Raw genomic sequence first — 12,622 nt, forward strand, 5'->3', positions numbered from 1 at the left:
AAGGATCACTCGTCATTCAATCTTTCACATTTTTTCATCAATGAGCGCTATCGATACCGACCTGGCCACCACCTTGCGCGAGCGCCGTAGCGCCGTCGATGGCGGCATGAGCCGCGACCGGGGCCGCTTGCTCGGCCTGTGGTCGCGCTGGCAAGGCAAACCCGGCAACGTGCAGCTGCGCCAGGCCTTCGAGCAGGCGCTGGCGGCGTCGCAGGCGCAGCGCAAGGCGCGCGCCGAGCAGCAGCCCGCCATCACGCTGGACACGCAACTGCCGATCGCGCGCGAAGCCGAGCGCATCATCGCGTTGATCCGCGATCATCAAGTGGTGGTCATTGCCGGCGAAACCGGCTCGGGCAAGACCACCCAGCTGCCCAAGCTGTGTCTGGCGGCGGGGCGCGGGGCGGCCGGCATGATCGGCTGCACCCAGCCGCGCCGGATCGCCGCACGTGCGGTGGCCGCACGCGTGGCCGAGGAGTTGAAGACGCCGTTGGGCACCACGGTGGGTTTCCAGGTGCGCTTCACCGACCGGGTTGGTGAAGACTCGCGGATCAAGTTCATGACCGACGGCATCCTGCTGGCCGAGATCGCCAGCGACCGTTGGTTGTCGGCCTACGACACCATCATTGTGGACGAGGCGCACGAGCGCAGCCTCAACATCGATTTTTTGCTTGGCTATCTCAAGCAGTTGCTGGTCAAGCGCCCCGATCTGAAGTTGATCGTGACTTCGGCCACCATCGACACCGAGCGTTTCGCGCAGCATTTCAACGATGCGCCGGTGATCAGTGTGGAAGGACGCACGTTCCCGGTCGAGGTGCGCTATCGCCCGCTCGAAGGCGACGCCGGTACTGACAGCGACGGCGAACAAGGCAACGGCCGCGATGGCGAGCGCACCGTCAACGATGCGATCGTGGCGGCAATCGACGAAATCACCCGCATCGACCCGCGCGGCGACGTGCTGATGTTCCTGCCCGGCGAGCGCGAAATCCGCGATGCGCATCAATCGCTGGAACGGCGCAAATACCGCGAGACCGAAGTGGTGCCGTTGTACGCGCGGCTGTCTGCGCAGGATCAGGACCGGGTGTTCAATCCGGGCCCGCGGCGGCGCCTGGTGCTGGCCACCAACGTGGCCGAGACCTCGCTGACGGTGCCACGCATCCGCTATGTGGTGGACCCCGGGTTTGCGCGCATCAAGCGCTATAGCCCGCGTCAGAAGCTGGACCGCTTGCATATCGAGCCGATCTCGCAGGCCAGCGCCAACCAGCGCATGGGCCGGTGCGGACGCATCGCCGAGGGCATCTGCTACCGCCTGTATGCCGAAGCCGACTTTGCCGCCCGGCCAGCGTTTACCGACCCGGAAATCCGGCGCGCGTCGTTGTCGGGCGTGATCCTGCGCATGCTGCAACTGGGTCTCGGGCGGATCGAGGATTTCCCATTTCTGGAAGCGCCGGACGAGCGTGCGGTGGCCGACGGCTGGCAGCAGTTGCTGGAGCTGGGCGCGATCGATGGCGAGCGCCGCCTGACCGCGACCGGCCGCCAGATGGCGCGCTTGCCGGTAGACGTCAAACTCGCGCGCATGCTGGTGGCCGCGCAGCAGCACGGCTGCCTGCGCGAGATGATCGTCATCGCCTCCTTCCTGGGCATCCAGGATCCGCGCGAGCGCCCGCCCGAAGCGCGCGAGGCCGCCGACAACGCACATGCGCTGTTTGCCGACGCGCGCTCGGAATTCGTCGGCATCCTGCGCTTGTGGGAAGCATATCGACAGGTGCACGAAGAGCTCACCCAGTCCAAGTTGCGCGATTGGTGCAATCGACATTTTCTGGGCTTTTTGCGCATGCGCGAGTGGCGCGAACTGCATCGGCAGTTACGCCTGTTGTGCGAAGAACTCGGTTGGAGCGAAGAGCCGGCCGCGGTGATGATGGCGCCGCTGCTGGCCGGTGCCAGCGCACCGCCGCGCGAGGACGGCCACAACGCCAACCGGCCCACGCGCGGACAGCTGCATCGCGCCGCGCGTCTGGCGCGCGAAGGCAAGCCGGAGCCAAGTGCGGCACCTGCACGCACCACCTCCGCAGCTACGAACAAGCAGGCCGAGGCTGCTGAAGTATCGGCACGGACCAGCGAGCGCGAACGCGCTGCGGCGTATCAGGCCTTGCATCGCGCGCTGTTGGCCGGCCTGCCGACGCAGATCGGCCATCGCACCGAAAAAGGCGATTTCCTCGCCGCGCGGCAACGCCGGTTCGTGCCGTTCCCCGGCTCGGCGTTGGCGCGCAAACCGCCGCCGTGGATTCTGGCCGCCACGCTGCTGGACACGCAAAAAGTATGGGGCATGACCAACGCCGCGATCGAGCCGGATTGGGCGATCGCCGAGCTGCCGCATCTGTTGGCGCGCAAGCACTTCGACCCACATTGGTCGCGTGCGCAGGGGCAGGTGGTCGCCTCCGAGCAGATCAGCCTGTTCGGGCTGGTGCTGGCGCCGAAAAAGCCGGTGCATTTCGGCAAAATCGACCCGGCCGCCGCGCACGATCTGTTTGTGCGTCAGGGCCTGGTGACGGGCGAAATCAATACGCGCGCGGCGTTCGTGGCCGACAACCTCAAGGTGCTGGAGCAGGCGCGCGAAGAAGAAGCCAAGTTGCGTCGCGCCGGCATCGTTGCCGACGAAGAGTGGCAGGCACGTTGGTATCTGGATCGCATTCCGTCCGAACTGCATTCGGCCAGCGGCCTGGATGCATGGTGGAAAACCTTGCCGCCGGACAAACGCCGCAGCCTGCATTGGTCGTTGAACGATCTGCTGCCGGGCGAAGGCAGCGAGGCCGATCGCTTCCCGAAGTATTTCCCCCTTGGCGATGCGCGGCTACCGTTGCATTACCGCTTCGAGCCGGGCGCCATCGATGACGGCGTCACCCTGGATGTGCCGTTGCATCTGCTCAATGCGCTGGATCCAACGCGGCTGTCGTGGCTGGCGCCTGGCTTTGTTGCCGACAAGGCATCGGCATTGATTCGCAGCCTGCCCAAGGCACAGCGCCGTAACTATGTGCCGGCGCCGGATTTCGGGCGCGCATTCTACGAGGCCTACAGCATTGCGTCGGCCGACGATATCCGTGGCGAGCTGGCGCGCTTTCTGAGCAAGGCCACCGGCACGCAGGTGGCAGCATTGGATTTCGACGAGGAGTCGCTGGACACGCATCTGCTGATGAACCTGCGCCTGCGCGATGACGACGGCAAGGTGCTGGCCGAGTCGCGCGATCTGGACGGGTTGCGCGCACGCTTCGGCGAGCGTGCGGGGCAGGCGTTTGCCGCACGTGCGGGCCGCGCCCTGGCTGCCGAGGGCTTGCGCGATTTCCCGGCCACCCCGATCCCCGAACAGGTGTCGGGCGAGGCCGGTGTGCCGGCGTATCCGGCGTTGGTGGATCAGGGCGAAGACGCAGCGCTGCGCATCTTTGCCGACCGCAATGAGGCGGCGCAGGCGCATCCGCGCGGCGTGCGCCGGCTGCTGGAAATCGCGCTTGCCGACAAGATCAAGCAGGCGCGCAAGCAATTGCCGGTGTCGCCCAAAACCGGGTTGTTGTACGCGGCAATCGAGTCGCAGGAGCGGCTGCGCGGCGATCTGGTCGATGCCGCGCTCAATGCGGTGTTGGCCGAAGGTTTGGGCGCGATTCGCGATGCGAGTGCATTTGCGCAACGCCGCGACGATGCGACCAAGCGCCTGTTCGGCGAGGCGATGGAGCGGTTGACACTGGCTGAGAACATCCTTGGCGCCGTGGCCGAACTCAAGCCCTTGCTGGAAGCGCCGTTGATGGGTTGGGCGCGCGGCAATCTGGACGATATGGAGCAGCAATTGCGCGCGTTGGTGCATGCCGGCTTCCTGCGCGAGACCCCGGCCGAGGCGCTGGCCAACTACCCGCGCTATCTCAAGGCGATGATCCTGCGTACCGAGCGGGCCAAACGCGATCCGGCTCGCGACCAGACCCGCATGCTCGAACTCAAACCGTTCGTGGATGCGTTGGGCGATGCGGCCGCACGCGGTTTGCGGCAGCGCCCGGAGTGGGAGTCGCTGCGCTGGGATCTGGAAGAGCTGCGCGTCTCGGTGTTCGCGCAGGAGCTGGGCGCCAAGTCGGGCGTGTCTGCGAAGAAGTTGTCGCAGCGGGTGGCTGCGTTGCGCGCTTGAATGGTGCCGGATGCGCCAGGGTCGAGGTGATCACCAGACGCGCTGATCCATGCGGATCGACATCCACTAGCCGCTCCGACAGATCGCATCGAAGCGGCCAGCGCATGCAGCCGCATGACGCCTCTAAAAACCTGCTGAGCGCTTGTCAGACAGGTGCGTGCGGCATACCTGGAGCCCGCCGCCTGGGTGGGCTCCAGGCCGCCCGGGCGCAGCTTGTTGACGCTGCGCCCGGGCTTTGGCAATGCCGTCAAAACTTCACATGCAGGCTCGCCATATAGCGGCGCCCGCTCTTGTAGCGGCCAGCCAGATGTTCCTTGTCGCCGAGATACTGCAGGTACTCCTCGTCCAACAGGTTCTGCGCATCCACTTGCAGTGACCAGTTCGGGCTGAATGCATAGCCGACACTCGCGCCGAGTTCGGCGTAGTCATCCACGCTCGCCGGTGCGGCACCGGCCACGTAACCGCCGGCCAGATAGCTATCGCGCCAGTTGTAGGTCAACCGTGCATTGAGCGGGCCTTTCTCGTAGTACGGACTGAAGGCAACGCTGTTGCGCGACTGATAAGGCAGCGCATCGCCGGTGTTGTTTTCGCCATTGGCGTAGGTGTAATTGGCGGTCAGGCCAAAGCCGCTGTCGCCGAACGGTTGCTGGAACGCGATGTTGAATCCCTTGACCTTGCCGTCGCCGGCATTGCGTGGCCGCTGGATGCTGTAATCGCAATAGCCATCTGCGCTGCAGCCATTGCTGCCGACCAGTTGCGCCCAGCTCTGCGGTGCGGTGTCGCGCAGCGCGTTGTATTGGCGCTCCACGCTGGCGCTGGTGTCGATGTAGTTGTCGATCTTCTTGTAGAACACCGACCACGCCACCACCGACTGCTGTGCGAAGTAGTACTCGGCCGATAGATTGAAGTTCCATGATTCATACGGCGACAGCTCGGCATTGCCGCCGCTGCCGGTCAGCGTGGTGTCGTTGATGAAGGTGTTGTTGACCATCTGGTTGTACGGTGCCCAGGCGATCACCTTGGCCGCAGCGAAGCGAAACACCCAGTCGTCTGCAGCCTCGTAGGCCAGCGTGAGCGAAGGCAGCAGGAAGTCTTCCTTGCGCGTGCGGGTCTGCCACAGGCTGTCGGCATTCAGCAGTGAAGGCGTACCGCTGTAGACAAAGCCGCTGCCTTCGGTCTTGGAGTCCACATAGCGCAGCCCGAGGTTGCCGCGCAGACCGCCGCCGGAGAAATTCAGCTGTGCGTACGCCGCGTTATTGGTCTGCTGCAGCGCCCAGGTGTTGTTGAGATAACTGGACGGGTCCGGCGCGCCGTAGTCGACCGGGCTGTTGCGGATCCAGTTCAGTACATTGTCGCGACCTGCCTGCACATGCTGGCCATGATCGGGGTAGAAATCCTGCAGATCGGTCAGCCCGATCGTACCCACATCGGCCAGCGTGCCCGGCGTGACGCCGCCATAGACATTGAGCTCGAAGCGTTCCTCGTGCTTGCCGTGGCGCACGCCCAGCAGCAACTGATTGAACACGCTGTCGAACTGCACAGCGAGATCCAATTGACCATAGGTGTCCTTGCTTTCGGTCGAAAAGATGCCGTTATTGCCGAACCAGCCACCTGCCGAGCCCCAGTTGGCCGGGTCGCGCGCGCGCGCCGGATCGTCGAAGCGAATGCCACGCCGCGTATCCCAACTGAAGCCGCCGTTGTAGAACGGCTCGATGAAGTATTGCGAGAGGTCCTTGTTCTCCGACTTGCTCTGGCCGAGCTGCCCGTTCAAACCCCAGCCGTCGCCGCGAAACGCACCGCGCAGGTCCAGGCCCTTGGTAGTCACTTCCGATTCGCGCACGTTGTTGTCGTAGATCACCGTGCCGCCGAGCGGGTCGGCATTGGCGCCGGAATGCCCGCTGGTCACCACCCCGTTGCGCAGCCCGCCGAGCTGGTCCACTGCCGCCACCGTGCCGGGATTCCAGGTCAGAAAGCTGTACATCGACTGGTTGTAGTTGTCGAAGTTCTCGTTGATGTACAGGCCGCTGAGGTTGAACTCCAGCGCATCGCTGGGCTTGAGTTGCAGGTTGACCACCGCGCTGTCGCGTTCGCGATCCTGCTGAAACCAGGCCGCATTGATCGAATTGGGCACGTCCGCGTCGGCAGGGACGCTGCCTGCCGCATTGGCGAAGCTGCTGGCCGGCGCGTAGCCGAACACTTCCATGCCGCGGCGGTCGACGCGTTCTTCGTAATGCTGCGCCGACACCGCGATGCCGAAGGTGTCGGCGGCGTTTTTCCAGCTGTAGAGCAGTGCCGCATTCGGTTTGCCCTGGCTGGCTTGCGCGCTGTAGCTGTAGCCGATGGAGGCGGCGACCTCGTTGACCTCCAGATCGAGCGGTTGTCGTGTGTGCATCAACACGGTGCCGCCCAGGCTGCCTTCGGTCAGACGCGCTTCGGAGGATTTGAGAATTTCCACACGCCCCAGGATCTGCGGTGCCAGCAAGGTGTAATCGAAACCGCGGCTGGGCTGCTCGCCGTACAACCAGATCGCCTGCGCCACCGGATGCCCGTCCAGGAACGATAGATTGAGGCTGGGGTCGGTGCCGTCGATGCTCACCCGTTCGCCCTGGCCAAAGCGGCGGTCCAGGGTCACGCCGGGAATCTGCGACAGCGCTTCGGCCACATTGGTGCTGGGAAACTTGCCGATGTCTTCGGCGGTGATCGCCTCGGAAATACCGGTGTTATTGCGTTTGGTGTCGAGCGATTTTTCCAGGCTTGCGCGGATGCCGACGACTTGCACGGCGTCCAGGTCGGTGGCTTGCGGGTCACCGTTGTCCTGGGCTTGCGCCGCGAATGCCAGCGACAATGCGATCGCGCTGGACAGCAGGGTGGTGCTGTATTTCATGATGTCTCTCCTCATCACGCACAGGGATGGACGGCGAGCGACAGCTCGCCGGATGCGGGTCTTGATGTCGCGCGTTTTGCGGGGAGCACAAACGCGTGGTGGATCGCTTACGACACGTGGACGTGTTGTTGCAGATACCAGTTGGCCGCGCCGAGCACGCCCAGCTGCCCGTGCTCGACCAGCTTGACCGGGATGCGCTCGAGCAGCGCACGCATGTTTCCCTTGGCTAAAAAACGTTCGCGAAAAGCGCTGGTTGCCAGAAACTGCCCGATCGTCGGCAGGATCCCGCCGGCCAGATAGATGCCGCCGGCAGCGCCGTAGGCCAGCGCCATATCGCCGACCGCGCTGCCCAGCAATGCGCAGAAGCTGTGCAGGCAGTCGAGCGCCACGGCATCGTTTTCGTGCAGCGCTGCATGCGTGATCGCGGCAGGCAGGCGATGGCGTGGCGGCACCGCGTGCAGTTCGCACACGGCGTTGTAGAGATTGAGCAGGCCGGGGCCGGACAACACATGCTCAAGGGGCAGATAGGGCTGGCCGCGCTGGAGAATCCGCAGCAGTTGCAGCTCCCTGTCGTCGGTGCTGGCCAACGCGACCTGGCCGGCCTCGGTGGCGAGCACGATCGGACGAGGCTTGGCATCGATCCACACTGCAGCACCAAGCCCGGTGCCGGGACCGACCACCAGGATCGGACCGGCGGCGCGCGTATGCCGTGGCGTCGGCCCGCTGAGCTGCAGCACGGCGCGTTGTTGCATCTGTGGCGCAGCGTAGGCAACCGCTTCGAAATCGTTGACCAGATGCACGCTGCGCACTGCAAGCGCGTGACGCATCTGTCTGGGCGAAATCGTCCACGGCAAGTTGTTGCTGATGAAGCTGCCATCGTCCAGTGCGACACCGGCACTGGCGATCACCACCGCATCGACACCGCGCACCTGCTGCAGAAAGTCGCCGAGGATCGTCTCCAGACTGGCGTGCTCGCTGCCGCGATAAGTGCGGTATTGCGACAGCTCGATCGCTGCGTTGCCCGCATACGCCACGTGGCCGACACGCACATGCGTGCCACCGACATCGGCAGCGATGAAGCCGGTGGCAGCGGGGCAAGCGGGCAAGACAGCAGCGTGAGCAGAGCGCGAGGTCGCAGCCACATTCAATCCTCAAGGGTTCGCCGATCGTCCGATGCCGTCAGCGAGTACGGGCCTGTGTAGGAGTTGGTGACAACGATGTCAATGGATCAGTCGGGTTGGATCGATCTTGTTGACGCACTCAAGCGCTAAATAGGCTGTTTTGGAGGTGTCTGTGCGGACTTCAATGCGCAAACAGGACAGGCGCTCCCAGCGTGGGTAGCGCCTGTTTGTTGGTGGACTGTGTTTGTAGCCGAAGCCTATTTGGACAAGACGGCGCTGTCGGCTGCCAGCGTGTGCGATCGCTCCACAGTCTGGGCCGCAGTAGCGGTGGTCGTGACGCCCGGCAAGGTGCTGCAGGCGCTATCGTCGGTTCCGTACACCGACCACGCGCGCTTGGTTGCGGCGTAGTCGTCAGTCAGCCGCGCTTACTTGACCCGACGCACCTTGGCAGGCGTGTTGTAGCCCTCGATCTGCAGATACCACACGCCGACCAGGCCGGGCTTGATCTTGACCTTGGGCGCATCCTTGCGAACGCCGGCCAAGCTGGCGGCGTCGGTCTGCTCCCAGTCCTGACCATTGGCCAGCGTGTACACGCGACCCTTGGAGAAGCCCTTGAACTCGCCAACGATCGTGCTTTCGATCGGCTCCTTGCTGCCGAAATCGAAAAAGCCGCGGTTCTTGACGATCACTTCCTGGCGGCCGGCTTCCTTGGCTTGTTCGACCACCACGGCCGCTTCCTTGGCGACCTTGCCTTGCAGCCAGTCGTTGAGCGCGGCCAACTCGCTGGCATTGAGCTTGTCCAGGCCGGCTGCCTTGAACTGCTCGGCGCTCATCTGCGACTGCAGATCGCCTTGCACGGCGCGCTGCGCCAGGGCCGGGAGAGCGGTCAACGCGAAGGTCAGGCCGACCAGCAGGGGAATGCGGCGCGCGAGCGACATGGAGGCGATCCGGAAGACGAAGAGGCCGCTAGTGTAGACGCTGGCGCGCATCGTGCAGCTTGGCCTACGGCGCGCGCTGCTGGTGTTCGCCTCCACAAGCTACAGGCCCTTTCGCGCCGCATGGAGAGGTGGCAGGCAGATGCGCAAAAAGGCTCAAGCTGCTGCTGTGAATTATTCCTCGTCTACCGTTGCTACGTTCGCGCGCGCAGCACGTTCGGGACGGCGGTAGACAAACTCAGGTGTGGACGCGGCGGCCTCGCGTTCGGCGGTGGCGCGCACGTCGGCGTGCACCGGCGAGCGTTCGCACACGGGGTCCAGCGTGGCGGCATCGCCGGCGAGCGCCAGGGCCTGGCAGCGGCAGCCGCCCCAGTCGATCTCGCGCTTGGGGCAGCCCTGGCACACCTCCGGCATCCACGCCGTGCCGCGGAAGCGCACGAACGCCTCGCCGTTGTTCCAGATATCGGCCAGCGAGCGCTCGCGCAGATTGTCGAAGCGCATGCCCTCGATGGTTTCGGCCGCATGGCAGGGCAGTACATCGCCACGCGGGGAAATATTGACGAAGCGCTGGCCCCAGCCGCCCATGCAGGGTTTGGGTTGGCGCGCGTAATAGTCGGGCGTGACGAAGTCGATCGCCAGGCGGTCGCCGAGCTCGCGGCGTGCGGTTTCCACTGCCGTAATCGTGGCCATCAGTTGCTCGCGGCTGGGCATCAACGCAGCGCGATTGCGCAGGCCCCAACCGTAATACTGGGTGTGCGCCACTTCGATACGCTCGGCTTGCCATTCCAGCGCCAGCGCGATCATGCCCGGCACGCGCTCGGCGTTATGCCGATGCAGTACCGCGTTGAGCGTCAGCGGAAGGCCACGCGCACGCACGGCGGCAGCGAAGTCGCGCTTCTTCGACAGACTGTTGCGATAACCGGCGATGCGGTCGGCACCGGCCGGGTCGACGTCCTGCACGCTCAGTTGCACGTGTTCCAGTCCGGCCGCCTGCAATTGATCCAGCATCGGCTCGCCGCCGGCCACGCCCGAGGTGATCAGATTGCTGTACAGCCCGAGCGCGCGCGCATGCGCCACCAGCTCGGGCAGGTCCTTGCGCAGCGTCGGTTCGCCACCGGAAAAATGCGCCTGCAGCACGCCCATGTCGGCGGCCTGCTGCAGCAACGAGCGCCAGCCGGCGGTGTCCATTTCTTCGCGCAGCGCTGCCAGTGCGATCGGGTTGGAGCAATACGGGCACGCCAGCGGGCAGCGATGGGTCAGCTCCAGTAGCACGGACAGGGGCGGCGGGGCGATGTTCATAGCCGCAGCAAACGTTTTTGATGCAGAGTGTTGGTGAGTTCGATCACATCGACCTCGATGTCTGCCGCGTCGGCATCGAATTCGGCGGCCAGTTCCTGCGCAATCTGCGCCAGCGAACGCGCGCCGTCGTAACGCTGCGCCACCACCAGCGCGATCTCGTCCAGCTCGACCACGCGTTCTGGCGCCAGCAGCACCCATTGATCGCGTGCGCGGTCGTGCTGCAGGCGCACGCCGGCGCGCAGGGCTGGCTGGCTGTCGCGGGTGATGCTGCTCACGCAGCGGCCCGGCTGGCGTCGCGGTCGGGCACGAACGCATCCGGCCAAACGATGCCAGGGTTGACGTAGGCCACGTGCAAGGCATCCAGCTGCGCCCACAACACCGAACACTTGAAGTGCAGCGCGGCCTTGACCAGCTCCTGTTTCTCGACCGTATCGGCGTGCTGCTTGACGTAATCGAGTGCGAAATCCGAATCGCGCGGCGCTTCGGTCAGGCGATGCTCGAAGTAGGCCAGCGCCTCGGGCGACACGAAGTCGTAGTGCTTGAGCATGCCGGCCACACGCCGGCCGATGATGTTGGGGGCGAACAACTCGGTGAGCGAAGAGGCGATCGCTTCGAGCAGGCTTTTTTCGCGCACGAACTGCAGGTAGGCCTGCACCGCGAAGCGCGTGCCGGGCAGTAGTGCGCGCCCGGATTCGACCAGGCCACGCTCCAGGCCCAGCGCATCGGTCAGATGCAGCCAACGGGCGATGCCACCATCGGTGGGGCTATTGCCATCGTGATCGAGAATGCGTTGACGCCAGATCCGCCGCAGCGCCGGGTCTTCCATGCGCGCCAGAATCGCGGCGTCTTTCAACGGGATGCAGCGCTGGTACTCGAAGCGATTCAAGGCCCAGGCCTGGACCTGGCCGCGATCGAGCTTGCCGTCGTGCAGCAGCGCGTGGAATGGGTGCTGGTCGTGGTACAGACGGGCGCCGATGGCGCGCAGATCCGCTTCCAGTTGGTCCGGGGTGAGCAGGGCGGTCACAGGGTGATCTCCAGGCCGTCGTGCGCGACTTCCCAGCCGCTGGCACGCGCGCTGGCGTACTCCGGCGAGCGGGTGTCGAGCACGGGATTGGTGGTGTTGAGATGGATGAAGATCTTGCGTGCCACCTCCAGCGGGGCGAATGCGGCGATCGTGCCGTCGGCGCCATCGATGCTCATGTGTCCCATGCGCTGGCCGGTCTTCTGGCTGACGCCCAGTTGCACCATTTCATCGTCGCGCCATAACGTGCCGTCGAAGAACACCAGTTCGGCGCCTTGCAGGCGCGCGCGCAAGGCATCGGTCATTGCCGCGCAGCCGGGGATGTAATGCAGGCGGTGCTGGCCATCGTCGATGGTGAGCCCGAGGGTTTCTTCGTTGGAGCCGGCCAGATCGCCGCCGCTGCGCGATTCCATGAACAGCGGCACCTTGCCGGGCACCGAGAATGGCGTGAGCTGCAAACCCAGCAGCGACAACGGCGTGTCGAGCGCAAACGGCTGGCGCTGCACATACTGCGGATTGACCGCGTCGAAAATGGGGTTTTGCGAGAGCAGATCCAGCACACGACTGCTGGCATGCAGCGAGAAAGCCTGGCTTTCGCGCATCGACAACAGCCCGGCGATATGGTCGATCTCGCCGCTGGTCAGCAGCACCGCTTCGATCGGCGAATGGCGCAGACCGTGCTGCGGCCAAAGCGCAGGCGTTGCGAGAATTTGTTGACGGAAATCGGGTGAGGCGTTGATCAGTACCCAGCGTTGGCCGTCGGCGCTGACGGCGATGCTGGCCTGGGTACGACGTTGGGCACCGTCTGCTTGTTGCCACGCCCGTTGACTCGCGGGTGTGTGGCAATTCCACTGCGGGTGCCCACCGCCGGCCGCCGATCCCAGAACGATGATGCGCATGGAGAACTGTTACCTATCTGCCGGCAGCAAGCCGGTCATGCATCAAGAGGAAGGGCGGCAGGTGAGCTCAGAATTCGCCGGAGACGTAGCAGTTGATCTCGGCGCCACAATTGACTTCACGAACGACAGGCTTCTTCCAGGTCTTCATCGGCTACCTCGCAGTTGGTTGGAATGACGTTGCCGCAGCACTGAGCAGCGACGACGCCAACGGAGCATAGGCAGCCGGTTTGGGCGAATTGTAAAGAGCATGTAAAAAGTCGCCGATCAGGCTGAGTTCCTATGCGCAACAGCATCGGATTCC

General features: G+C 64.6%; 9 protein-coding genes. 1 reads left to right on the forward strand and 8 read right to left on the reverse strand.

What is annotated here, in order from left to right; all coding sequences use genetic code 11:
* The first annotated feature begins 40 nt into the window (after window positions 1-40).
* On the forward strand, window positions 41-4,162 hold the full coding sequence (hrpA, locus tag FFY45_RS00575; protein ID WP_176338936.1) for an ATP-dependent RNA helicase HrpA: 4,122 nt from the start codon (window positions 41-43) through the stop codon (window positions 4,160-4,162).
* 247 nt (window positions 4,163-4,409) lie between these two features.
* Here the strand turns inward: hrpA and FFY45_RS00580 are convergent, their stop codons facing one another.
* The 8 genes from FFY45_RS00580 to pqqA all read right to left on the reverse strand — a co-directional run bounded on the left by FFY45_RS00580 (window position 4,410) and on the right by pqqA (window position 12,469).
* A complete protein-coding gene (locus FFY45_RS00580) occupies window positions 4,410-7,046 on the reverse strand; it encodes a TonB-dependent receptor (protein WP_176338937.1) in 2,637 nt (878 codons plus the stop codon).
* Window positions 7,047-7,153: 107 nt separating this feature from the next.
* On the reverse strand, window positions 7,154-8,188 hold the full coding sequence (locus tag FFY45_RS00585; protein WP_176338938.1) for a glucokinase: 1,035 nt from the start codon (window positions 8,186-8,188) through the stop codon (window positions 7,154-7,156).
* Window positions 8,189-8,592: 404 nt separating this feature from the next.
* A complete protein-coding gene (locus FFY45_RS00590) occupies window positions 8,593-9,105 on the reverse strand; it encodes a hypothetical protein (protein WP_176338939.1) in 513 nt (170 codons plus the stop codon).
* A 171-nt stretch (window positions 9,106-9,276) separates the two neighbouring features.
* Window positions 9,277-10,401: a pyrroloquinoline quinone biosynthesis protein PqqE gene (pqqE, locus tag FFY45_RS00595; protein WP_176338940.1), complete on the reverse strand. Its 1,125-nt coding sequence runs from the start codon at window positions 10,399-10,401 to the stop codon at window positions 9,277-9,279.
* Entirely contained in the window at window positions 10,398-10,676 is a 279-nt protein-coding gene (gene pqqD, locus FFY45_RS00600) for a pyrroloquinoline quinone biosynthesis peptide chaperone PqqD (protein WP_055823953.1), read from the reverse strand. The genes pqqE and pqqD overlap by 4 nt, the downstream gene beginning before the upstream one ends.
* Complete coding sequence (gene pqqC / locus FFY45_RS00605) at window positions 10,673-11,425, reverse strand: pyrroloquinoline-quinone synthase PqqC (protein WP_176338941.1); 753 nt, start codon at window positions 11,423-11,425, stop codon at window positions 10,673-10,675. The genes pqqD and pqqC overlap by 4 nt, the downstream gene beginning before the upstream one ends.
* A complete protein-coding gene (gene pqqB, locus FFY45_RS00610) occupies window positions 11,422-12,321 on the reverse strand; it encodes a pyrroloquinoline quinone biosynthesis protein PqqB (protein WP_176338942.1) in 900 nt (299 codons plus the stop codon). Before pqqB ends, pqqC begins: the two co-directional genes overlap by 4 nt.
* Before the next feature lie 67 nt (window positions 12,322-12,388).
* Entirely contained in the window at window positions 12,389-12,469 is an 81-nt protein-coding gene (gene pqqA, locus FFY45_RS00615; RefSeq protein ID WP_002812057.1) for a pyrroloquinoline quinone precursor peptide PqqA, read from the reverse strand.
* Between the last annotated feature and the right edge of the window lie 153 nt (window positions 12,470-12,622).

It is taken from the genome of Xanthomonas hortorum, from assembly GCF_011305375.1.
GTDB classification, from domain to species: domain Bacteria; phylum Pseudomonadota; class Gammaproteobacteria; order Xanthomonadales; family Xanthomonadaceae; genus Xanthomonas; species Xanthomonas hortorum_E.

Excerpts from the sequence above, each read along its gene's own strand:
- hrpA (WP_176338936.1), top strand. The coding sequence starts at position 41 with ATGAGCGCTATCGATACCGACCTGGCCACCACCTTGCGCGAGCGCCGT.
- pqqA (WP_002812057.1), bottom strand. The coding sequence starts at position 12,469 with ATGAAGACCTGGAAGAAGCCTGTCGTTCGTGAAGTCAATTGTGGCGCC.
- pqqB (WP_176338942.1), bottom strand. The coding sequence starts at position 12,321 with ATGCGCATCATCGTTCTGGGATCGGCGGCCGGCGGTGGGCACCCGCAG.
- FFY45_RS00580 (WP_176338937.1), bottom strand. The coding sequence starts at position 7,046 with ATGAAATACAGCACCACCCTGCTGTCCAGCGCGATCGCATTGTCGCTG.
- pqqE (WP_176338940.1), bottom strand. The coding sequence starts at position 10,401 with ATGAACATCGCCCCGCCGCCCCTGTCCGTGCTACTGGAGCTGACCCAT.
- FFY45_RS00590 (WP_176338939.1), bottom strand. The coding sequence starts at position 9,105 with ATGTCGCTCGCGCGCCGCATTCCCCTGCTGGTCGGCCTGACCTTCGCG.